Origin of the sequence: Streptacidiphilus sp. EB103A, from assembly GCF_041261405.1 — a bacterium.
Lineage (GTDB): Bacteria > Actinomycetota > Actinomycetes > Streptomycetales > Streptomycetaceae > Streptacidiphilus.
In genome coordinates this window covers 150,925-171,426 of the sequence record NZ_JBGCAQ010000022.1, presented here as the reverse complement: position 1 = coordinate 171,426, position 20,502 = coordinate 150,925, and the positions used below count along the sequence as shown (strand labels likewise).

Genomic DNA, 20,502 nt, shown 5'->3' with positions numbered 1-20,502 from the left:
CCGGCCCCAACAGCCATTGAGCAGCACGTTCCCGCGCATCCGAGCACCGTATTGGAGATTCCCCATGCCTGGCCGTATCCCCGAGGACGCCCCGTCGCTGGTCCTGGTCCGCTACCTCAACTTGGGCGGTGCACTGGTGGTGATCACCGCCACCGAGACCGGTACCCGGTCGCTGGTGACGTGGTCGTGCACCGGCTGCCTGACCCAGAGCCACCAGGGCTCCAACCTGGACGCCCGCCGCGAGGCCGCCAACAACCACGCCGCCACCTGCCGCGCGCTGCCGCCCGCGAACGCCGCCTGAACAGTGCTGATGCTCGATCCCGGGACGGCCGTGGTGCCAGCAAGCGTGCGACCGTCCCGGGCCCCCTGGCCCCATGACTGAGAGCAGGAGAAACCCATCATGACCGACCCAGTCACGGAACCCGCCCTGGGCACCGTGCACGACCTGGCCGACCACCGCGTCAACCGCACCACCACCCTGGCCAAGCCCCCCGTCGACGCAGAGCGGGCCCCGCTTGAGGGCATCGTTCTGCCCAAGCAGCCCGACCAGCCGCCCGCGCCGATACCGGCCCCGTCGGGGTGGGTGCGCAGCGCTCGGGCAGTGCGCACCGTGGCGACCCACCCGCGCACCCGTACCGCGTCGCGGCTGGTGATGCGGCACACCCTCTACACCGCCAACGGCGCGTTGATCGTGGCCCGTCGCACCTGGGAGGGCCGCACCACCGCCCGCTACGAGCGGATGATGCGCAGCGCCGAGGCCGCAGGTCAGCCGGAGATGGCGTTGGAGTGGGAGCAGCGCGCCGCAGCGTTCCGGCAGGGGCGTCACCAGCGGCGGATGGACCTGCTCACCGCCCCCGTCAAGCTGGCCAAGAGTGCCGTGGTCGGCACCCTCGGGCTGATGGGCGGGCTGCTCCTGCTGGGTGTCGCCCTGGCCATCGGCACCCATCACTTCGGTGAGGTGATCGCGCCGACGATGGCGTTGATTCACCTGGCCACGTGGGTGGTGTTCATCGTCTCAGTGGTCTGGGGCCCGCTGGTCGCCATCGCCCCGTGGCTGGCCGTGGCCGGCTGCTGGACGGTCGGTGCCAAGCGGCAGGCCGCACCAGCATGGGTCCTGCCGGCCGATCCGACCACGCGGGACGTGGTCCCGGATGAGGGGGCGATCCTGGACGCCCTGCGGAACCTGGGCATCCCGGCGATGAACAAGGCGTTCAAGGACGGGTGGCAGCCGCGGTGGGTGCAGCCGACCACCCGCATGGGCAACGGCTGGCACACCCAACTGCAGCTTCCGCTGGGTGTGATGGTGGAGATGATCGCGGCCAAGAAGGCCGTGCTGGCGCACAACCTGCTGCGGCTGCCGGTGGAGGTCTGGCCCACCGAACCCCCCAAGCAGCCCGGAGTGTTGGATCTGTGGGTGGCCGATCAGGGGTCGCTGAACGGCCCGGTGCCGCCGTGGCCACTGCTGACCGAGGGCACCACCGACTACTTCAAGGGCGTGCCCGTCGCCGTGTCCCAGCGCGGCGAGGAGGTCACCGCCCGGCTGATGGCCGCGAACTACATGTTCGGCGGAATCATGGGCTCGGGTAAGTCGTCGCTGGTCATCGCCCTGCTGCTGGGGGCGATGCTCGATCCGCTGGTCGAGATCGACGTGTACGTGATGGCCTACAACGTCGACTACGACCCGATGCGCGAGCGCCTGCGCACGCTGGTCAAGGGCGACGACGACGAACAGGTCGAAGCCGCCCTGAACGCGCTGCGGGAGCTGCGCAACGAGGTCACCGAGCGCGGCAAGATCCTGGAGGAGCTGGGCGGCGAATCGGTGGCCCTGACCAGGGAGTTGGCGCAGCGCGACCCGAGGATGCGTCCTCGGGTGGTGGTGTTCGATGAGTGCCACGAGCTGTTCGAGCACAAGAAGTACGGTGCCGAGGCCGAGGACCTGGCCAAGAAGGTCATGAAGAAGGCCCGCAAGCTCGGGATCACGCTGGTGTGGGTGACCGTGTCCCCGACCGCCACGTCGATTCCGAAGGAGGTCACCCGCAACACCTCGCACGGGGTGGCGTTCGCGGTCGGCGACTACATCGCCAACGACGGCATCCTCGGCTCGGGCAAGTACAAGGCCGGCGTCACCGCCACCGGCCTGTCCCCGATCGAGAACCGGGGCACCGCCGTCACGGTCGGCTTCACCCCGAAACCGTTCGAGGTGATCCGCTCCTACTACATGCGCAAGGACGCGCAGGTGGACGAGATCAGCCCGGTCGTGGCCCGCGCCCTGGCGCTGCGCGAGGGCATCGAGACCGCCCCCGCCGCACCGGCCGCCGAGGCGGTGGATGAGCTGGCGGACATCGCCGCCGTGCTCGGGACGGCGATCCGGATGCGGACCCAGGAAGTGATCCAGCGGCTGGTGGAGCGCAACCGCACCCACTACCACGGGTGGGGCTTCACCGACCTGACCCAGGTCCTGGAGCTGGCCGACGCGGCACCGACCAAGTACCAGGGGATCATGCACGTCACCACCGCCAAGGTGCTCCGCGCGCTGGCCGAGCGAGCCGAGGACACCCCCGAGCAGTGACGCACGGTAAGGGGAGGCGGCAGGGGAGGAGGGGAGTTCTCCCCTACCGCCTCCCCAAGGCCACCTCCCCGCCCTGATCAGCGCAGATCAACCGTTGGGGAGGCAGGGGAGGCGGTCCGCCGACCTGCCCAAACAGCCCTGGAAGGCAGGTTCCTGGCCACACCTCTGCCCCCTCCCCTTCACACACAGTCACCAGACCCGGCACGTCGTCCCCTGGAACGGGAGATCCCGCCATGTCCGCACGCCGCCGCACGCACCGCCCGCACAACCTCGCCCGCAACGTCCTGGGGCTCGCCATGACCTCCGCCCTGGCCGTGTTCGCCTGCACCGGTCTGCGCACCGACTTCCTCGTGCCGCAGACCACCGGCACCGTCAACGGCCACTACGCCGTCCGCAGCCCCGGCACCCCCACCACCGACTACTACCTGACGCTGCGCGACTCGCAGGGCCGCACCGCGACCTACCAGGTCACCGCCGCCATCTACGGCCAGTGCCACCACGGTTCGAACTACCCCGCCTGCAAGGACCACTGACGCCCGGGAAGGACTGCCATGCTGCCCGAACGCCCTGACCTGCCCGTCATCCGGCCTCTGGCCGCCGCGCACTTTCGTGACGCCCTGGCCGCCACCGAGAAGGGCGATGTGCCCGTTGCCGTGGGGGCGCTGCTGGCCATCGACAACGAGTCGTGGGCCGGGATTGTCCAGCGCCTGAACGCGCTCGGTGGCTCCATCGCCGACCTGCTCACCGGCGGATCTGCCGACGGGAGGCGGACCCCGTGAACCTGACCTCCACGCTGGCCCTGCCCGACCTGGGACAGGTGGCCGACGGCGGGCAGTTGGTGCGCGAGATCGAGCACTACCTCGCCACCCACACCCCCGCCCCCACGCTCGCCCCCGCGCCGGCTGCGCTGGTCTGCGCCTACGGTCAGGCCCCGGTGGCTTGGGACCGGGGCCTGTCCCGTCCGGTGCCGACGCTGCTCGATCGGCTGCGGCACCGCACCCCGGCCCCGGTGCCGATCGACACGGCTACGCATCTGCTGCTGGTCTCCCGCTACCTGGCCGCCTACGGCTGGTGCCAGAACGCCATGTGGGACGCACAGGGCCGTCGCTGCATCCTCGGAGCCCAACTCGCCGTCCTACAAGCCGGATACGGCACCGCCACCATCGTCCAGCGCGCCCGAACCCTGCTCATGGAGCAGTTCACCGCCACTGACCCGACGCTGCGCACGGTCGACCAGTGGAACGACGCCCCCGGACGCACGGCAGCCCAGGTCCACCGGCAGCTCGACATCGCCGCATCCCGCGCAGGGAGCACGCGATGATCCTCCTGGACCTCCCCGCCTCCCTGGCGGTGCGGCCGGCCGCGTCCTGGCTGCCCGCACGTCCGTGGAACGGCTTCACCGTGGCGGACTGCTACTGCTGCGACGGGGGCGCGGGGATGGGGTACTGGCTCGCCGGATTCGACGTGATCGGCATCGACCAGGATCCCCACCCCGCCTACCCGTTCCGGTTCGTGCAGGGCGACGCCCTCACCTTCATCACCGCCCACGGGTCGCTGTTCGACTTCGTGCACGCCTCCCCACCCTGCCAGGGCGAAGGGGCACCCACCAAGGGCAGCAACGCCGCCCGCAACCACGCCACCGGCCGCACCCACCCGCACCTGATCGGCCCCACCCGCGACGCCTTGCGCACCACCGGCCGGCCCTCGGTGATGGAGAACGTGCCCGGGTCCACCGTGCGCAAGGACATCCGGCTGTGCGGAGAGATGTTCTCCCTCGGGGTGCTCCAACACCGGTATTTCGAGCTGGACGGCTGGAGCATGCCGCAGCCCGTCCATCTCAAGCACCGTGGCAGGGTGCGTGGTTGGCGACACGGGGAAATCTTCGACGGCCCGTACGTGGCCGCCTACGGCAAAGGCGGAGGCAAAGCCACCGTGCCCGAGATGCAGGCCGCCAAGCACATCCACTGGACCGATGACCACTTGGCGCTGCGCGAAGCCATCCCGCCCGCCTACACGCGCCTGATCGGTCGGCACGCGGCGGCACACCTCGGTGCCGGGTCCACCGCACTGCCCGCAGGACGCGACGAAGCGGCGGCATGAAGCGATGACCGCCAACGCCCGCCCCGCTCGCCGGCGCAACGCGAGCCCGGACATGATGCCCAGCGCCGAACGCCCCGGCATCCGCATCTACGCCCCCACCTGGCGCGGAGCCCCCGCGCCGGAAGCCGACTACGTATGCAAATGCGGCCGCTCGGAAACCGCCATCGGCTACGCCGCCTGCAAGGCGCTGATCGACCGGTTCCACACGGACCACGACGCCCACATGGCCGCCTCCTACACCGACATCCACGCCATGAACCTGGCGTCCCGTCGCCCGCTCACCCGGGCCGCGTGACCGCCAGCGCACCACCCCGTGCACCATCGGTGAACCCCAACTCACCTATCTTGCAAGCCAGTTGAGATGCGAGAGGGGCCTGACGGCCCCTCTCGCGCCGTGAAGGGAGCGCCACCCTATGAAGGGAACCGATCGCTCTACGGCCGTCCTGGCCGCCCCTGAGGGCGACCAGGACAGGTTTTCGCCCCGCCCCGACCTCCTCACCCTCGCTGTGCGTCTGGCCGACGGCGGGCTGCCGGTGCTGCCGTTGCGCGTCGGCAAGGTGCCCTTCGGCAACTGCCGCACCTGCACGGGCAACGCCTGCGGCGGCAGGCCCAACATGAAAACCGCAGGCCCCTGCCGCTGCCCCGCTCCATGCCACGGCTGGGCTGCCGCCACCACCGGCACCCGCGTACTCACCTCCGGCGGCTGGGGCCGTGCATGGCGTCAGGCCGCCGCCGTGGCCTACCACCCGGGCGGGGCCGGGCTGACCGTCCTGGACCTGGACACCCCGGACGCCCTGACCTGGGCCCGGCAGCACCTTCCGCCCACCCGCACCGTGCGCACCACGCGCGGAGAGCACTGGCTCTACCGAGGCGCGATGCGCTCCGCCAACGCGGTCCGCCCCGGGGTCGACCTCAAGTCCTGCATGGCCTACGCCCGGTGGCTCGGGCCCGGCACCGGCACCATGGCCGACCTGCCGCAGGCCGTACGCGCCCTGGCCGTCGTGAAGGAGCCGTCCACGGTCCGGGTGGCCCCGCAGGTCGTCACGGCACCCTCGCCAGTCGGGGGCGGGATCTGCCGCCACCGTACGCCCGCCTACCTGGAGCGTGGCATCGCCATGGCCGAGCAGCGCATCACCGAGGCCCGCAGCGCGGTGCACGCGACCGTCTACCGGACGTTCCTGGCCGTGCTGTCCACCCACGGCCGGTGCGGCTGCCTCACCAACGCTCACGTCGGACGGCTGTTTGCCGCCGCCCAGGCCAAGGGCGAATCGCCCCGGCACTGCGCCGACGCCTGGACCAACGCCCGTACCAGCTTGGGGCTGTAGCCATGGCCGAGGAGGAGAAGAACCCGGCCCGACAGATCATCGCCGACTACGCGCAGCAGCACTTCCGGTACTTCCGCACCGCCGACGGAACCGTGTACGCCCAGAAGAACGCCCACCCCGTGGCCCGGCCGATCCGCTCACAGGGCACCTCGGGCAGCCACCGGCAGGAACTCATGGTCGGCATGTTCACCGACGGCCACGGCGTCTTCAACGGAACCGCCCTCAAGGAGGCACTGGACCTGATCGAGGCACTGGCGATGAGCCAGCACGTCCAGCCCGTCCACATCCGCGTCGCCCCGGGCCTGGACGGAGCCACCTGGCTCGACCTGGGGCGCAACGACGGGCAGTCCGTCCGCATCCACCCCACCGGCTGGCACATCCTCACCCCCGACCCCGGGGAGGTGTGCTGGCGACGCACCCAGCTCACCGGGGAACTGCCGCTGCCGGCCAAAGACACCGACGGCAAGGGCGTCGACCTGCTGCTGCGGCTGTGCAACTTCGCCAACGCGGACACCGAGTCCCTGGCCATCGCCTGGCTGATCGGCTGCCTCGGACCATCCGTGCCCGTACCCGCACCCTTCCTCACCGGCCCGCAAGGAGCGGGCAAGTCCACCGCAGGGCGAATGCTCGTGCGGATCATCGAAGGCATGAGCGGGGACCTGCGCCGCGCTCCGAAGGATGAGGAGAACCTGATCGCGGCCGTCGCCGCCGGATGGGTCACCGCCCTGGACAACCTGTCCCACCTGGCCCCGGACCTGTCCGACCTGATGTGCTGCATCGTCACCGGAGCCGAGACCATCAAACGCGCCCTGTACACCGACGGCGACGTCGTCCGCGCCCGCTACCGCCGCCCCCTCCTCCTGACCGGCATCGACGTCGGCGTCATCCGCCCCGACCTCGCCGAACGCCTCCTACCGCTCCGCCTGGAACGCCCCCACGTCCGGCGCACGGAGGCCGAACTGTGGACGGAGTTCGAACAGGCCCTTCCGGTCATCCTCGGCTCCCTGCTCGACCTCACGGTCCAGGTCCGGGCAGCCGACGCCGACATCCCCACCGACCTGCGCATGGCCGACTTCGCCCACCTCTGCGCGCAACTCGACGCAGCCACCGGCCTGGCAACGCTCAACGCCTACCGGACCAGCCTGGACGACCTGAACGACGACGTCATCGAAGGAGACCTGCTCGCACAGACCGTCCTCAAGCACGCCGCCACCCTCACTCCGGGAGCGGAGGCGCGGATGACGTCCTCCGAATGGCTGCACTGCCTCACCGGCCTGTACAGCGGGGACGAATGCCGCCCCCTGCCCAAGGGCTGGCCCACCACGGGAAAGGTCCTCTCCGACCGCCTCAAACGCCTCCAACCGACCCTGACCGCCCGCAACGTCCTGATCGACTGGGGCCGGGAGCGGGAGGCTCGCTATATCGCCATGACCCGGCAGCCGGCACCACCGCGCCACCAGCAGAACCCGCTGACCTGACCGGCGCACCACATCAAGGAAGACAAGAGGAGCACCCGCGCCGCCGGGGAGTGCTCCTCTTGCCTGTCGGCTGAGACGAGCGCGCCCCGAACGCCCATTCAGGCCCTCTCTTTTGTCCTAAGAGAGGGAATCCTGCGTCACTGCGTCACCGGACACCGAAAAACAGCCTCTGACCTGCCGCAACAGGCGTGACGCAGACGGATTTCTCTGCGTCATTCTGCGTCACCTGCGTCACCGCGTGACGCAGCCTGCGTCACCAGGTGACGCAGGCCAAAATCTCTGCGTCACCCAAACCCGCAGGTCAGAGCGACGAGTGACGCAGATGACGCGGTGACGCAGAAATCCGCACCTAGGACAGGCACGCCACCACCTCCGAAGGAGACGCCAGTGAGCACCGCCACACCGCCTCTACCGCAAGCCCTGACCGTCCCCGAAGTCATGGCCGCCCTACGAATCAGCCGCAGCACCGTCTACGACCTCTTCCGCTCCCGCCAACTCGACAGCTTCAAGATCGGCCGCAGCCGCCGCGTCGCCGCCGAGGTAGTCACCGCCTACATGCTCAACCAGACCGAGGAGAACCGCTGATGGCAAGACGCGCCAACGGAGAAGGCACCATCGCCAAGCGAGCCGACGGGCGATACGTCGCCGCCGCTTACGTCTTCTGCCCGGACGGCACCCGCACCCGTAAATGGGTCTACGGCAAGACCCGTGCCGAGGTGGCCGACAAGCTCACCGAGATGCAGGAGAAGACACGCCAGGGCATCCCCGCCGTCACCTCGAACATGGCCCTGAGCAAGTACCTCGACTACTGGATCGGCACTGTCGCGCCCAACCGGTACAAGGCCAAGACCCTTGCCAGCTACGAGGGAGTCGTGCGCGTCTACCTCATCCCGGCACTCGGCAAGCGGCCGCTCAACCGCCTGACGCCAACTGACATCCGCGCAGCCATGACGGACTTCCGCAACATGTGCCTCTGCTGCGCACGCGGACTTGACCGAAAGCGACCCGAAGCGCGCCGAGCCTGCTGCTCGATGGGCAATTGCTGCCAGCGCAACCCCTCCCCCCGCACGGTCCAATACGCCCACGCGGTACTCCGCTCCGCCCTACAGAACGCAGTCCGCGAGGAACTGCTCGCCCGCAACGTGGCCCGCCTGGTGGAAACACCCACGGTGCCCCACAAGGAGGTTCAGCCCTTGACTCCACAGGATGCCCGCTCGCTCCTCCGCGCCGCCCGGCAGGACCGCCTATACGCCCTGTGGCTGCTGCTCGTCTCCACCGGCCTGCGGCGTGGCGAGGTGCTTGCCCTGACGTGGGCGGACATCGACCTGAAAGCAGGTCAACTCCGAGTGCGCCGAAATCTCCAGCGGATCAACGGGGCGCTTGTCTTCGGCACTCCGAAGACGATGCGCTCGCTCCGCACCATCGCACTTCCCGCCTCCTGCGTCGTAAGGCTACAAAGCCACCAGGCACAGCAGGTACAGGAACGAGCCGAAGCAGGCATGGACTGGCAACCCTTGGAATCACAGCCCAAGGGACTCGTGTTCACAACTCTCACCGGCCGGCCGTTGGACCCCCGTAACATCAACCGCAGTCTCACGGCACTGTGCAAGCGAGCCGCCCTCCGCCCGGTGCGCGTTCACGACCTGCGTCACACAAGCGCCTCGCTCATGCTCGCGGAAGGGGTGGCAGTGCGGACCATCATGGAGACCCTTGGACACAGCAACATCAGCATGACCCTCGACACCTACGCCCACGTCATGGAGACCACTCTGCGCGACGCAGCCACCCGCATGGACGCTGCCTTGAGCGATGGCAGGGACAGCGAAGTGGGAGAGGGGAAGAAGCCAACGGAGCAGTCGCCGCAGGCGGGGCCGTCCGGCGCTGAGTGAGGGGGTTGTTGTCAGCCGTTGTTGTCAAAGGGCCCGGAGACGATGTCTCCGGGCCCTTGACCTCTGTCGGGACGACAGGATTTGAACCTGCGACCCCCTGACCCCCAGCAATGGCGTCATGCCACTCTTTCGCCACGAGCCTCAGCACCCTCCGGCGCCCGCTCCCAACCGTTCGACACCGGTCACGGCACACTGGGCGCAGTTCGGCACGGGTTGCTCCCAACTCCCCCATGCCTCCGGCCACTGCTACTGGGACCCTCCCGCCGAACGCAACCAGCCTGCCGGCCTCCCATAGCCATCGTCAGGGGGCAGTAGCTAGACCGCGGCGAACCTGTATTGCTCGACGACCTTGCTGCCTTCACGCCTGGTAAAGACGGCCGACCGATTGCCCAGCTGAGTGCCGCGGATGGTTACGTTCCAGCCAGGACGAATGTCGGCGGCTACCTGAAGCAACTGGCTCCCTGGGGTCTGTACGGTGAAGGGTGGGAAGTCCCGGACAGGAAGCGCTAGTTGATGACTAACGTGACGAATGAGACCGAGATCGCCGAGGCGGTCATGAGCCTGGACCCGACCGGAACGGGCCGCAAACGCTGGGCTATCCGCTGGAAGGCCGCACTCAACGCCTTCGACATCGCCTTCGACGGACGGCTCTCCGCCGCCCGCCGCTGAACCCCATCAATCAACTTCCCACCACTCGCTGGACAGACCCCGCCCTGGGCTGCGAGCATCCGCACCAGGAAGGTGCCGACCCCGCCTGCGGCGGCGGACACGGCGACGGTCTCTCCGGGTTGGGGCGCGAAGGGCTGCGTAGGCCATGCTGCCGACCATGTGCAGGGAACCCGCCGCCTCCCAGCTCAGTCGGGACGGCTTGGCCACCAACTGCGCGACTGGGACGGTCGCATGCGTGGCCTGCGCCGACGGGCCGGGCGTCCAGCCCAGTACCTCGTCACCCATGACGGGCCACTCAACTCCCGCACCAGCGGCAACGACGACCCCGGCGAGGTCACTGCCCCGACCGGACGGGAACGTCGCGGGGAACAGCTCCCGGACCACTCCGGAGCGGATCACCGTGTCGAACGGGTTGATCGCGGCGGCGCGGACTTCGACGACGACTTCCCCGGGCCCAGGGTCAGGCATCGGGACTTCGTTGACATACAGCACGTCGTGGTCGCCGTACCGGTCGAATCGCACGGCTCGTGCCTGTCGGTTCATGTCTTGCTCCACAAGGTGTCGGGTGGCCCATGAGGGCCGGGTGTGACCGAGGGCTCTTTGGATCGCGCAACTCGGAAGGAGTGGGCTCCGGTCCCCCGCGTCGGGGTCGTGCGGCCGCCCACCGGGTTGTCCGGGCCGCACGAGCGCGAGAACCGCATCGGGCCCGGGCCCCGGCCGTGTCCGCGGACTTCCGAGGTCAGCCGGCCAGGCTCGGCATCGGCGCCAGGGCGAGGGTGTGCCCGGTCTTTCCCCGGATCGTCCAGGTTGGGTCGAGGTCAAAAGTGCAGGCGCAGTGCGCGTCGTCGAACGTCACCAACACGACGTCCACATCGGTCGGCGAGAGTGTCAGGGGAAATCGGGTCTTCCCAGGGATGACCCGACCCGTGCCGGGGTCCAGGGGGAGAACCGACGGTGCAGCGGCGTCGAGGGAGGTCTCGAAGCGGTAGGTGGTCAGCCCGCCCCCGTACCCGGGGCACAGCGGGAGGACCAGCAGCCCTACTCCCGGATTCGCCGAGCGGTGGCGCACCACCACGTGCAGTCCCGTGACGGGGCCGGGGCGCAGGATTTCGGCCATTCCCCAATGCTTAGGTAGTTTCACCGATGTGCGCACAGGGGTTCGAGCATGAGAGTGGGTGTACCGGAGACGGAATCGCGTTCCCTATCTGCCTGAGGTGTCGATGCGTTACGAACTACTCGGGTCCCTACGGGTGTCAAGCAACCGGGGGAGCCATTCGCTGAGCGCTCCCAAAATGGAGATAACCCTTGCCACGCTGCTGGTCAGCGCCGGTCGGGTGACTACGAAGGAACAGCTGATCACGGAGCTGTGGGGCGACCGTCCGCCGAGGCGTGCCACCGCCGCCGTCCATGTCTACATCTCGCAGTTGCGCCGGTTCCTTTCGGCCGCGGACGACCTCGACGGACAGGCCGTGATCACTAAGCCGGCGGGCTACCTGCTGCTTCTCGACGATGCCGAGTACGACGTGGCCGAGTTCCAGCAGGCGATGAGGATCGGACGTGCGCACCAACTCGCCGGGCGGCACGAGCAGGCGCTGGAGGCGTTCGACCAAGCTCAGTCACTGGTCCGCGGCCCGGTGTTGGAGACGACCGCGGAGGGACCGGTGCTGGCGTCCTTCGCCGCCTGGGTCGAGGAGGAGCGGCTGGCCTGTCTGGAACTGTCAGTGGAAGCGCATACCGAGTTGGGGCGGCACCGTGAGGTGATCAGCCTGCTCGGTTCGCTCACCGCCCAGTATCCGCTACGCGAGTCCTTCTACCGGCAGTTGATGCTGGTGCTCTACCGCTCGGAGCGGCAGGCGGAAGCACTGCAGGTCTACCATTCCGCGCAGCGCGTGCTTCGGGCCGAACTGGGCCTGGAGCCCTGCCGTTCGCTGCGCCGACTGCACCGGGCGATTCTGACCTCGGACCGGCTGCTCGATCTCCCAGCGGCGAGCTGACGGTGCCGACCTCCACACACGACCTCTGGGTCCGCCGGTTCCGTCCGAGCCCCGCGTCCAGCACCGAACTGGTGTGCTTCCCGCATGCGGGCGGTTCCGCCGCGTTCTGGTTCCCGCTCGCCTCCCGGCTGGCCTCCACCGTCGACGTGCTCGCGGTCCAGTACCCGGGCCGGCAGGACCGGTACCGGGAGAAGCCAGTCGACGACCTGCACCGGCTCGCCGACCTGATCGCTGACGCCCTGTCAGGTGAAAGCACCAGGCCGCGCGCGTTCCTGGGCCACAGCATGGGTGCCTCACTGGCGTACGAAGTGGCGGTGCGGCTGTCGGGTTCCCCTGGCGGGGGCGGCCCTGTGGCGGTCTTCATCTCCGGGCGCCGGGCGCCCTCCCGAACGCGTTCCGCTGACGAAGTACTGTGCGATGACCAGGCGTTGATTGACAGATTGCGTGCCCTCGGCGGGACCGGGGGCGCAATGCTGGAGGACCAGGAGATGCTGCGACTGATCCTGCCCGTAGTGCGCGCAGACTACCGAGCCATCGGGAGCTACCAGGGAACGCCGGGCGCCGCGTTGTCCGTCCCGGTGGTGGCGTTGGCCGGCGATGCCGACACCGAGGCGTCGGTCGCCGACGTGGAGGCATGGCGACAGCACACCACCGGCAGCTTCGAGCTACGGGTCCTCCCTGGTGGGCACTTCTTCGTGAGGGAGCAGTTGCCGGTCGTGGCGGATCTGGTGGCGCAGCTGCTCCCGCGGTACGCGGCAGCGGCAGCGGCGGCGGCGGCGGCGGCACCCGAGAACGGCGGGCGGGCGTGAACGCTTCGGGAAGTCTGCTGGCGGTCAGCGATCTCCATGTGGCCTTCGCCGAGAACCGCACCGTACTGGAGGGCCTGCGTCCGGAGCACGACGAGGACTGGCTGCTGGTCGCCGGGGACGTCGGCGAGATCGTCTCGGACATCGAATGGGCGCTGCGAACCCTGAGCAGACGCTTCGCCAGGGTGGTCTGGGTGCCTGGCAACCATGAGCTGTGGACGCACGGACGGGACCCGGTCACGCTGCGCGGTGAGCGGCGCTACCGCCATCTCGTGGACATCTGCCGGGAGTTGGGCGTGGTGACGCCCGAGGATCCCTATCCGGTCTGGCACGGACCCACCGGTCCGCTGACCGTCGTGCCGCTGTTCCTGCTCTACGACTACACCTTCCGGCCGCCAGGAGCGCACTCCAAGGACGAAGCGCTCGCCCTGGCCTATGAGAAAGGCATAGTGCCGACCGACGAGGTGCTGCTGCACCCCGACCCCCATCCCTCTCCGGACGCCTGGTGCCGAGCCCGGCTCACCGAGACCGAGCGGCGGCTCAACGCGCTCGGGGCGACCGAGCGGACCGTGCTGGTGAACCACTTTCCGCTGGTGCGTGAACCGACCAGGGTGCTGCGCTACCCGGAGTTCGCGGCCTGGTGCGGCACCGAGGCGACCGGCGACTGGCACGTCCGGTTCCGGGCCGAAGCCGTGGTCTACGGGCATTTGCACATCCCCAGGACCACCTGGCACGACGGCGTCCGCTTCGAGGAGGTCTCGATCGGCTATCCACGCGAGTGGCGGCGGCGCGGCGATGCGCCCGGCGGACTGCGCCGCATCCTGCCGGGCCTCGCCGCCGCCGCAGCCGCCGTTGAGGTGCCTTTGTGATCCGGGAGTTGGTACCGCGACTGGCAGCCTCGGCCGAGGTGTTCGGCGATGCCCCCGAGGCCCGAATGCATCCGGACGAGGAAGCGGCGGTGGCGCTCGCTGTGGAGTCACGCCGTCGCGAGTTCGCCACGGTGCGCCACTGTGCACGACAGGCACTCGACCGACTCGGCTTCGCGTACCGGCCTTTGGTGCCAGGCGCAAAGGGCGAGCCGACCTGGCCCGACAACGTTGTGGGAAGTATGACGCATTGCGCGGGCTACCGGGCTGCAGCGGTCGCCCGTGATCGCGACCTCGCCTCGCTGGGTATCGACGCCGAGCCCGACCAGCCGCTGCCACCGGACATGCTGGAGGTCATCGCGCTACCCGAGGAGGGCGAGCGGATACAGGCGCTGCTGCGGGCGACCGACCACCGCCTCAACTGGGACCGGCTGCTGTTCAGCGCCAAGGAAGCGGTCTACAAGGCATGGTTCCCGCTGACCCGCGCTCTGCTCGAATTCCACGAGGCGGACATCACCTTCGACGGCGGCACCGTCGCCCACGTCGCCGACCACCTCTTGGGCGGGAGCTTCGAGGCGGAGCTCCTGGTCCCGGGCCCGGCGGTGGGCGGCCGAGAGTTGCGGGCGTTCCGTGGGCGGTGGGCGGCGGGCAACGGGCTGCTCGGCACCGCTGTCGCCGTACCCGCGCCGGTGTCCGCCGCCTGCGCGTCTCAGTCTCCCGACGTCACCAACCGGACCAGGGCGACTCGCGAGTTCACCCCCAACTTGTGGTAGATCCGGGAGAGATGAGCGTCCACCGTGCGCGGGCTGACGTGCAGCCGCTCGGCGATCTCCTTCGTCTTCAGCCCCTGCCCCGCCAATCGGGCGACCTCCCGCTCACGCAGGGTCAGCTCGACCAGGGGCGCGGCGCCGCTCTGCGTCTGTGCCTCCGACTGACCTGGCCCGGCTGACCTCGCGGAGCGGGCGAGATCACGCGCCCGGTTCCCGGAAGGACCGTCGCCGAGCAGTTCGAAGGCATCGTCGTAGCAGCGAGCAGCCTCGGCCGTCCGTAGCCTGCTCCCCAGTACATGGCCCCGGGCAAGCAGCGCGTGGCCGCCCTGCTCGGACAGTCCGACGCTGGCAGCGGCGTCGACTGCGCGCTCCGCCCATGGCGTGGGGTCCTCCCCCATCAGTGCCGATGCGGCGGCCAGGAGTTCATAGACGCGGGCTCCGAACACCGGTACCGGTTCGCTGACTCGCCAGGCCTCGCGCTCCGGCAGCAGCAGCTCCATAGTGGCCTCCCCGTCGCCCGCCGCCATCGCCGCCTCGGCGAGGAGCAGCACGGTGAGCGTGGTGCGCGGGACGTCGGCGAGCACACCGTCCGGCAGAGCCCACCCAGACGAGGGCGAACGGCCCAACTGCACCCAGGCCGCGGTGGCGACCGCCTGGGCGAAGACGGCATGGTCGGCCCGGCCGGCCGCCAATGCGGTGGTCCCGGCCTCCTGCGCGGCCTCGATCGCCTCCGCAGTACGTCCCGACTGGTAGGCGATGAAGCTGAGGGTGACCAGCAGCGGCGGGAGCAGATGGGCGTCACCGTTCTCGCGGGCTGCGCCCAGGGCGCGTGACACATGAGCGTGGCCCCCCTGATAGCGACCCATCAGTCCTTCCGCCCAACCCAGCATGAGCAGGTAGCAGGCCTCCGGGCCGGTGCCGTCGCTCCCCTGTGCGGAGATTTCGGCCAGGGAGCTGTCGGCCTCGTCAAGGGCCTGCGACGCTGCGCAGGCGTCGGCGACAATCACCGCGCACAGGGCGCGCAGTGCCGCCACTCCGGCGCGGGTGACCGGGTCGGCGTGCTCGTTCTGCCGCACCAGGGCTTCGACGTCGGCGCGCGCGGGAACACTGCCGGCCAGCACCTTCACCAGTTGGTACTGCAGATGGAGCAGCGCCTCGACCGCCGGGTCGGCGTCGCGGCTGCGGTCCAGCTCCGTGGCGATCAGCGACTGTGCCTCGTCGACATGGCCCAGGGTCGCCTCGACCGTGGCGAGGAACACCACGGCGGAGGCGTGGTCCGGGCCGTCGGTGCCCGGGGTGGCCAGGATCTCGCGGGCCAGGGCCCGGATCCGCAGGATGTCACCGGCGGCGGCGAGCGCCCGGACCACCGGCTTCCAGGCGTCGGGTCCCACCGGGACCGCGCCCTCGGCGTCGCCTGCGGTGCGCCTGGAGCGCAGGGCCGCCGTGAGCCAGCGGACGGAAGTGGGCAGTTGACCGGCCAGCCGGGCAGCCTCGGCCGCAGCCATGAAGACGACTCCGTCGGACGGCCGGTTCTGGTCCCCGGACCGTTCGGCGTGCGGGGCGAGTTCCAACGGCGGCGAGCCCAGGGCGGCGAGATGGGCCAGCGCGCGACGGTGGGCGCCCGCCCGCCAGCAGGAGTCGGCCTCCCCGTACAGGCAGGCGCCCAGCAGCGGATGGCGGAACGCCACGAGACCGCCGGTCTCGCTGCGGACCAGGTCGCGCTGAATCAGCTGCCCCAGGGCCCGGCAGGCGTCGTCCCGGCCGAGCAGCGCGACGGCGGCGACCGCGTCGACGCTGAAGGTATGACCCAGTACGGCGGCAGCATGGGCGGCCCGGCGCTGGTCCTGGTTGAGCGCGGCGGTCTCCGCCAACAGGCGGGCGCCGAGACCGCTTCGGGCCCAGCGGTCCGGGGAGTCGCCCGCCGTGTCGTCGGCCTCCGCGAGCGCTCCGAGATAGAGCGGGCTGCCCTCACTCTGCTGGTGCAGCTCCGCCAGCCCCGGGGTGCTGGGGTGGACGCCGAGCAGGTGGGCGCTCTGGTGCAACGTGAGCGGGCCGAGGCACAGGGCCTCGACGGTTCCCGACTCGGCTCCCTGCTGGATCGCGGCCCGCAGCGCTACCGGTGCCTGACGCGGCCGGTACGCCACCGCCAGCGACAGCGCAGCGTCCAAAGGGCGCCGCACCAGCATGTCGAGGACCTCCACCGAACCTGGGTCGGCCCAGTGGAAGTCGTCGAGCAGCAGCAGCAGACCGCCGGGTGCGGCTTCCAGGCAGCCGACGAGCTGCCTGCGGAGTTCGGCGAAGAAGTGGCAACGGCGGGTGAACCCGTCGGCGCCCGTGTCCGCGGGCGCGTTGGCGAGAGTACGGATCAGGTCCGCCGACCAGGTGCCGGCCCCGCTCACGGGTCCGTTGGGTTGCCAGGTGCTGAACGCCTCGATGAACGGGTAGAACGGAACGGTCGAGCAGCCCTCCGAGCCGCGTCCGCGCAACACTGTCACGCCCTGGCGCTCCGCCTCCCGGGCCAGGGCGGTGAGTAGCCAGGTCTTTCCGCTGCCGGGTTCCCCGGTGAGCTCCACGACCGCGCCGCGTCCCTCGCCCACCCCCCGGAACGCTCTGACGGCGCGATTCAACTCCGAGCTACGAACCGCGGTGTGCGGGCCGGACATGCCGGTCGCAGCGGACGTGGCGACAGTGGCGACAGCCATCTCCCGTAGGCCTCCTCGTCTCCAGGTCTCGTCTGAGGTGATCACATTGAGAAGGCGCGCTGAGCATGTACCGTCCCGAAAGGATAGGTGATTCCTGTACGGATCATGCAGCCTGTCACGAGGATTTCACGCCGCTGGAATCAAACGAGGCATGGGAAACCTCACACCGGGCCGGAGTGTAGAACAGGCCGCACGTCTTAAGACCTGCTTTAGAGGCCCGGGTGAGCCTGGCGCTCCGCCCAGCAGAACGAGGAGACTCCCCGTGCCGATTCCCCGGGACGACGACCGCCGCGCGGTCCGGCACTTCCCTGTCGGCGCCGCGACAACGCTGACAGTGGAGCTTGCCACCGGCGAACTGGTGCTGTACCAGCAGGACTTGGTGATCCACCAGGCCGGCCGTGAGCTACGCCTCGGGCGTGAGCACCGGGGTCGGCGGGAGGAAGCGGCCGATTCAGACCACCCGGTGCAGGGGAGCTTCGGTGCGGGCTGGATGTTGTCCGCCGACCCCGCCTTCTCCGTCGGGCCCTCCGCGCTCATAGATCCCCGGGGCCGGGTGATCGCCTTGCAGCGGGACCATCGCGGCCTGGTCACCGTCATTGTGGACCCGCTCGGTGCGCGCGCTGCCGAGCTGGGCTACGACGCCGGCGGCCGTCCGGTGCGCCACCGGGACGCCACCGGGCAGCACACCGGGTTCAGTTGGGATGACGATGGCAGGCTCACCGGGATCACCGACGCAGCCGGCGGCGTGGTCACGCTCTCCTACGATTCGTCAGGCGCCGTGTCGCGGGTCGTTCGCAGCAGCCAGGGCCGGTTGTCGCATACCGCTTTCTCGTACCGGCCGGGGAGTACGGCGGTGACCGATGCGGCCGGGCGAACCACCGAGTACGGCTTCGACAAGCGGGGGCTGCCGGTCTCCGAGACGGATCCGCTCGGCCAGGTGCGCCGTCAGGAGTGGGACCCGGCCGGACTGCTGGTGGCGGTCACCGACGCAACCGGCCACCGGACCGCATACGAGTACGACGTCGCGGAACGGCTGGTGGCACTGCGCCTGCCGACCTCCGCGCGCTCCACCGCGGAGTACGCCGACCCGGCCAACCCCCGGCTGCCCACCGTACTGCGCGACCCGGCCGGTCGTGAGCTGCGGCTGGTGTACGACCGGCAGGGGCGGCTGATACGGACCGGCGCGGCAGGACGCGACGGCGACCTCGACCGTCGTGACTACCATCCCTGCCACGGCAGGCTCTCCGCCTTCACCGACGGTAACGGCCACACCACCGTCTTCGCCTACGACGAGTACGGCGACCTGATCGGCGTCACGCCGCCACAGCCGCTCGGCCGCACTTCGTACCGCTACGACGGACTGTCCCGTGTCACTGGCGTGACCAGCGGAAACGGCCGCCGTACCAGCTACCGCCGGGACCCGGCCGGCCGGCTTGCGGAGGTCACTGACGAGGATTCGGGTGAGGTGCTGCTCACCCTGATACGTGATCCACTGGGAAAGGTGGTCCGCAAGGCCGGTCCGGGCTGGAGCTACGACTTCAGCTGGACCGACTCCGCGCGCGGCAGCCGACTCGAGGCAGCCGTCCGCACCGAGCGGGGCGAGCGCGAGGAGGTCCGCTGCGGCTACGACGCCGAGGGGGCGCTCACCTCGCTGACCACGGCCGGCGGCATCACCCGCTACGGCTACGACGCGGCCGGCCGCACTGCCTCGGTGACCGCGCCGTCCGGACAGACCGCCCGCCTGGCCCATGACGCCGCTGGACGGCCGACCACCATTGAGCTCGGTGTCGCCACCCAGACCATGACCTATGACGCGGCCGGCCGCCGGACGTCACTGACCGTGCACGGCCCGGGGGGCGAGGTGCTGCTGTCCGTCGGGTACGACTACCGCACCGATGGCGCCGACAGTGATGTGCTGTGCACGACCGTCGCTGACGGGCAGTCGACCGATTACGCGTACGACGGTCTCAAGCGACTGGTGCGCGCCGGGGACACCGAGTACGCCTACGACGCCGCACAGCATCTGGTCCGGCTCGGCTCCGTCCGCTTCGTTCTAGGGGCGGCCGGTGAGGTGACCCGATTCGGGGAGACCACGTTCGAGTACGACGGTGCCGGGAACTTCGTGGAGGAGACCAATCCGACCGGGTCGTTCCGCTACAGCGCCACCAATCAGACCCTGACCGGGGTGTTCGGCGGCGCGACAGTGGTCGACGTCGGCTACGACGGCCTGGGGCAGGAGGCCCCGCGCCGGATCACCGAGACCGCGCTGGACGGACGCACAGTCACCCATGTGCTGACATACGGGCCACTGGGCGTCACCCGGGTCGTGGACGACGGCGTGCCCACCGACGCCGTTCGCACCCCGGACGGGACGCTGCTCGCTGTGGTCACCGCAGACGGACAGCACTTCTGGACCGTGACGGACCAGCAGGGGTCGGTGCTGGCGCTGATCGACGAGTTCGGGCATCCGGCTGCCCGCTACCGCTACACCCCGCACGGGGCGGTGACCGCCTCCGGCCCGGCGGCAGCGGCCAACCCGTTCCGCTATCGGGGCGCGTACCAGTTGCTGCGCAGCGCCCATGTGCTGGACCACCACCTCTACAACGGGTTCTGGGGACGATTCACCCAGCCCGACCCGACCGGACAGCAGTACGCGCCGTACACGTTCTCCGACAACGACCCGCTGAACAGCGGCACCCCGACCCGGCACGACTTCTGGTCGGTGCTGGTCCATGCACCGGAGGAGGCCGTCGAACGGTTCTTCCCGCACCCGCGATCGCAGCTGCGGCCCCCACCGCAGCCCGTGACCTTCGACCTCACAGCCCCGGGCCTGGCCCCCGACCGGCGACCGCTGATCGCCGAGCCGCGCAACCGAACCATCCGATCGCACTGAGAGGGAACCACCCCATGACGAACCAGATCGTGCTCCGCGTCCCCAAGGAGATCGTGGTCAAGGTGGTCGACGACGTCGAGGTCGCCGACCCACAGATCGGCCAGACCGGCACCTTCGACGACGAGCTGTACGACGAGGACGGCAACCTGATCGGCACCTCCCACGGCTCGTTCCGGATCCAGTACGTCCGGCCCGGCGACGGTGGTCTGCTGACCTACTACACCGAGGACCTCGCCCTGGCCGACGGCACCATCCACGCTGAGGGCTGGGCCGACTTCAATGACGTGCGGACCAGCGAGTGGGTCTTCTATCCGGCGACCGGCACCGGTGGCCGCTATCAGGGTCTGACAGGTTTCCGCAGCTGGCGGATGACCGGCGTCCGGGCCTCCGCCGAGGCTCGCATCCTGCTCTCGGACTGACCGACCCGCCGGTCGACATCGT

At 69.9% G+C, this 20,502-nt stretch carries 21 protein-coding genes and 1 pseudogene; 19 read left to right on the top strand and 3 right to left on the bottom strand.

Annotated features, from left to right (window positions below; translation table 11 throughout):
• Positions 1-64: 64 nt before the first annotated feature.
• From ABH941_RS32355 to ABH941_RS32300, 12 genes are all read left to right on the top strand, one after another.
• The gene (locus ABH941_RS32355) at positions 65-301 is read left to right on the top strand and encodes a hypothetical protein (protein WP_370133138.1); all 237 of its coding nucleotides are present in this window, start codon (positions 65-67) and stop codon (positions 299-301) included.
• A gap of 99 nt (positions 302-400) precedes the next feature.
• Positions 401-2,569, top strand: a complete 2,169-nt coding sequence (locus ABH941_RS32350) for an FtsK/SpoIIIE domain-containing protein (RefSeq protein WP_370133137.1) — start codon at positions 401-403, stop codon at positions 2,567-2,569.
• Between the two features lie 233 nt (positions 2,570-2,802).
• Positions 2,803-3,102: a hypothetical protein gene (locus ABH941_RS32345; RefSeq protein WP_370133136.1), complete on the top strand. Its 300-nt coding sequence runs from the start codon at positions 2,803-2,805 to the stop codon at positions 3,100-3,102.
• An 18-nt stretch (positions 3,103-3,120) separates the two neighbouring features.
• A complete protein-coding gene (locus ABH941_RS32340; protein ID WP_370133135.1) occupies positions 3,121-3,348 on the top strand; it encodes a hypothetical protein in 228 nt (75 codons plus the stop codon).
• A complete protein-coding gene (locus ABH941_RS32335; protein WP_370133134.1) occupies positions 3,345-3,890 on the top strand; it encodes a hypothetical protein in 546 nt (181 codons plus the stop codon). The genes ABH941_RS32340 and ABH941_RS32335 overlap by 4 nt, the downstream gene beginning before the upstream one ends.
• On the top strand, positions 3,887-4,669 hold the full coding sequence (locus ABH941_RS32330) for a DNA methylase (RefSeq protein WP_370133133.1): 783 nt from the start codon (positions 3,887-3,889) through the stop codon (positions 4,667-4,669). Before ABH941_RS32335 ends, ABH941_RS32330 begins: the two co-directional genes overlap by 4 nt.
• Positions 4,670-4,673: 4 nt before the next feature.
• Positions 4,674-4,964 carry a hypothetical protein gene (locus ABH941_RS32325; protein WP_370133132.1) on the top strand — a complete coding sequence of 97 codons (291 nt, stop codon included), beginning with the start codon at positions 4,674-4,676 and terminating at the stop codon, positions 4,962-4,964.
• 118 nt (positions 4,965-5,082) lie between these two features.
• Positions 5,083-5,994 (top strand): bifunctional DNA primase/polymerase, encoded by a 912-nt coding sequence (locus ABH941_RS32320; RefSeq protein WP_370133131.1) that lies wholly within the window; start codon positions 5,083-5,085, stop codon positions 5,992-5,994.
• Positions 5,995-5,996: 2 nt separating this feature from the next.
• Positions 5,997-7,472: an ATP-binding protein gene (locus tag ABH941_RS32315; RefSeq protein ID WP_370133130.1), complete on the top strand. Its 1,476-nt coding sequence runs from the start codon at positions 5,997-5,999 to the stop codon at positions 7,470-7,472.
• A gap of 387 nt (positions 7,473-7,859) precedes the next feature.
• Positions 7,860-8,057 carry a helix-turn-helix domain-containing protein gene (locus tag ABH941_RS32310; protein ID WP_370133129.1) on the top strand — a complete coding sequence of 66 codons (198 nt, stop codon included), beginning with the start codon at positions 7,860-7,862 and terminating at the stop codon, positions 8,055-8,057.
• Complete coding sequence (locus ABH941_RS32305) at positions 8,057-9,361, top strand: tyrosine-type recombinase/integrase (RefSeq protein ID WP_370133128.1); 1,305 nt, start codon at positions 8,057-8,059, stop codon at positions 9,359-9,361. Before ABH941_RS32310 ends, ABH941_RS32305 begins: the two co-directional genes overlap by 1 nt.
• 513 nt (positions 9,362-9,874) lie before the next feature.
• Entirely contained in the window at positions 9,875-10,030 is a 156-nt protein-coding gene (locus tag ABH941_RS32300) for a hypothetical protein (protein ID WP_370133157.1), read from the top strand.
• Positions 10,031-10,036: 6 nt separating this feature from the next.
• On the opposite strand, the gene ABH941_RS32295 is transcribed toward ABH941_RS32300, so the two are convergent.
• Both ABH941_RS32295 and ABH941_RS32290 read right to left on the bottom strand, forming a co-directional pair.
• Positions 10,037-10,573 carry an alcohol dehydrogenase catalytic domain-containing protein gene (locus ABH941_RS32295; RefSeq protein WP_370133127.1) on the bottom strand — a complete coding sequence of 179 codons (537 nt, stop codon included), beginning with the start codon at positions 10,571-10,573 and terminating at the stop codon, positions 10,037-10,039.
• 196 nt (positions 10,574-10,769) lie between these two features.
• Positions 10,770-11,147: a hypothetical protein gene (locus ABH941_RS32290; RefSeq protein ID WP_370133126.1), complete on the bottom strand. Its 378-nt coding sequence runs from the start codon at positions 11,145-11,147 to the stop codon at positions 10,770-10,772.
• 175 nt (positions 11,148-11,322) lie between these two features.
• Between ABH941_RS32290 and ABH941_RS32285 the strand changes: the two genes are divergently transcribed.
• The 5 genes and pseudogenes from ABH941_RS32285 to ABH941_RS32265 all read left to right on the top strand — a co-directional run bounded on the left by ABH941_RS32285 (position 11,323) and on the right by ABH941_RS32265 (position 14,469).
• On the top strand, positions 11,323-12,024 hold the full coding sequence (locus ABH941_RS32285) for a BTAD domain-containing putative transcriptional regulator (protein WP_370133125.1): 702 nt from the start codon (positions 11,323-11,325) through the stop codon (positions 12,022-12,024).
• A 2-nt stretch (positions 12,025-12,026) separates the two neighbouring features.
• Positions 12,027-12,833 (top strand): thioesterase II family protein, encoded by an 807-nt coding sequence (locus ABH941_RS32280; protein WP_370133124.1) that lies wholly within the window; start codon positions 12,027-12,029, stop codon positions 12,831-12,833.
• The gene (locus ABH941_RS32275) at positions 12,830-13,699 is read left to right on the top strand and encodes a metallophosphoesterase (RefSeq protein WP_370133123.1); all 870 of its coding nucleotides are present in this window, start codon (positions 12,830-12,832) and stop codon (positions 13,697-13,699) included. The genes ABH941_RS32280 and ABH941_RS32275 overlap by 4 nt, the downstream gene beginning before the upstream one ends.
• 65 nt (positions 13,700-13,764) lie before the next feature.
• A pseudogene (locus ABH941_RS32270) lies at positions 13,765-13,917 on the top strand (4'-phosphopantetheinyl transferase); the annotation flags it as partial.
• 21 nt (positions 13,918-13,938) lie between these two features.
• On the top strand, positions 13,939-14,469 hold the full coding sequence (locus ABH941_RS32265; RefSeq protein WP_370133156.1) for a 4'-phosphopantetheinyl transferase: 531 nt from the start codon (positions 13,939-13,941) through the stop codon (positions 14,467-14,469).
• Here the strand turns inward: ABH941_RS32265 and ABH941_RS32260 are convergent.
• A complete protein-coding gene (locus ABH941_RS32260; RefSeq protein ID WP_370133122.1) occupies positions 14,406-17,168 on the bottom strand; it encodes an AAA family ATPase in 2,763 nt (920 codons plus the stop codon). The genes ABH941_RS32265 and ABH941_RS32260 overlap by 64 nt on opposite strands.
• 262 nt (positions 17,169-17,430) lie before the next feature.
• Here ABH941_RS32260 and ABH941_RS32255 point away from each other — a divergent pair, with 262 nt between their 5' ends.
• Together ABH941_RS32255 and ABH941_RS32250 are read left to right on the top strand one after the other, a co-directional pair.
• Positions 17,431-20,061 (top strand): RHS repeat protein, encoded by a 2,631-nt coding sequence (locus tag ABH941_RS32255; RefSeq protein WP_370133121.1) that lies wholly within the window; start codon positions 17,431-17,433, stop codon positions 20,059-20,061.
• 14 nt (positions 20,062-20,075) lie between these two features.
• Positions 20,076-20,480, top strand: coding sequence for a hypothetical protein (locus ABH941_RS32250; protein WP_370133120.1), 405 nt, complete (start codon positions 20,076-20,078; stop codon positions 20,478-20,480).
• The last annotated feature ends 22 nt before the right edge of the window (positions 20,481-20,502 follow it).

Coding starts and splice junctions, on each gene's coding strand:
- ABH941_RS32260 (WP_370133122.1), bottom strand. CDS start 17,168: ATGGCTGTCGCCACTGTCGCCACGTCCGCTGCGACCGGCATGTCCGGC.
- ABH941_RS32250 (WP_370133120.1), top strand. CDS start 20,076: ATGACGAACCAGATCGTGCTCCGCGTCCCCAAGGAGATCGTGGTCAAG.
- ABH941_RS32325 (WP_370133132.1), top strand. CDS start 4,674: ATGACCGCCAACGCCCGCCCCGCTCGCCGGCGCAACGCGAGCCCGGAC.
- ABH941_RS32265 (WP_370133156.1), top strand. CDS start 13,939: ATGACGCATTGCGCGGGCTACCGGGCTGCAGCGGTCGCCCGTGATCGC.
- ABH941_RS32315 (WP_370133130.1), top strand. CDS start 5,997: ATGGCCGAGGAGGAGAAGAACCCGGCCCGACAGATCATCGCCGACTAC.
- ABH941_RS32350 (WP_370133137.1), top strand. CDS start 401: ATGACCGACCCAGTCACGGAACCCGCCCTGGGCACCGTGCACGACCTG.
- ABH941_RS32345 (WP_370133136.1), top strand. CDS start 2,803: ATGTCCGCACGCCGCCGCACGCACCGCCCGCACAACCTCGCCCGCAAC.
- ABH941_RS32300 (WP_370133157.1), top strand. CDS start 9,875: ATGACTAACGTGACGAATGAGACCGAGATCGCCGAGGCGGTCATGAGC.
- ABH941_RS32320 (WP_370133131.1), top strand. CDS start 5,083: ATGAAGGGAACCGATCGCTCTACGGCCGTCCTGGCCGCCCCTGAGGGC.
- ABH941_RS32285 (WP_370133125.1), top strand. CDS start 11,323: ATGGAGATAACCCTTGCCACGCTGCTGGTCAGCGCCGGTCGGGTGACT.
- ABH941_RS32340 (WP_370133135.1), top strand. CDS start 3,121: ATGCTGCCCGAACGCCCTGACCTGCCCGTCATCCGGCCTCTGGCCGCC.
- ABH941_RS32295 (WP_370133127.1), bottom strand. CDS start 10,573: ATGAACCGACAGGCACGAGCCGTGCGATTCGACCGGTACGGCGACCAC.
- ABH941_RS32290 (WP_370133126.1), bottom strand. CDS start 11,147: ATGGCCGAAATCCTGCGCCCCGGCCCCGTCACGGGACTGCACGTGGTG.
- ABH941_RS32355 (WP_370133138.1), top strand. CDS start 65: ATGCCTGGCCGTATCCCCGAGGACGCCCCGTCGCTGGTCCTGGTCCGC.
- ABH941_RS32330 (WP_370133133.1), top strand. CDS start 3,887: ATGATCCTCCTGGACCTCCCCGCCTCCCTGGCGGTGCGGCCGGCCGCG.
- ABH941_RS32305 (WP_370133128.1), top strand. CDS start 8,057: ATGGCAAGACGCGCCAACGGAGAAGGCACCATCGCCAAGCGAGCCGAC.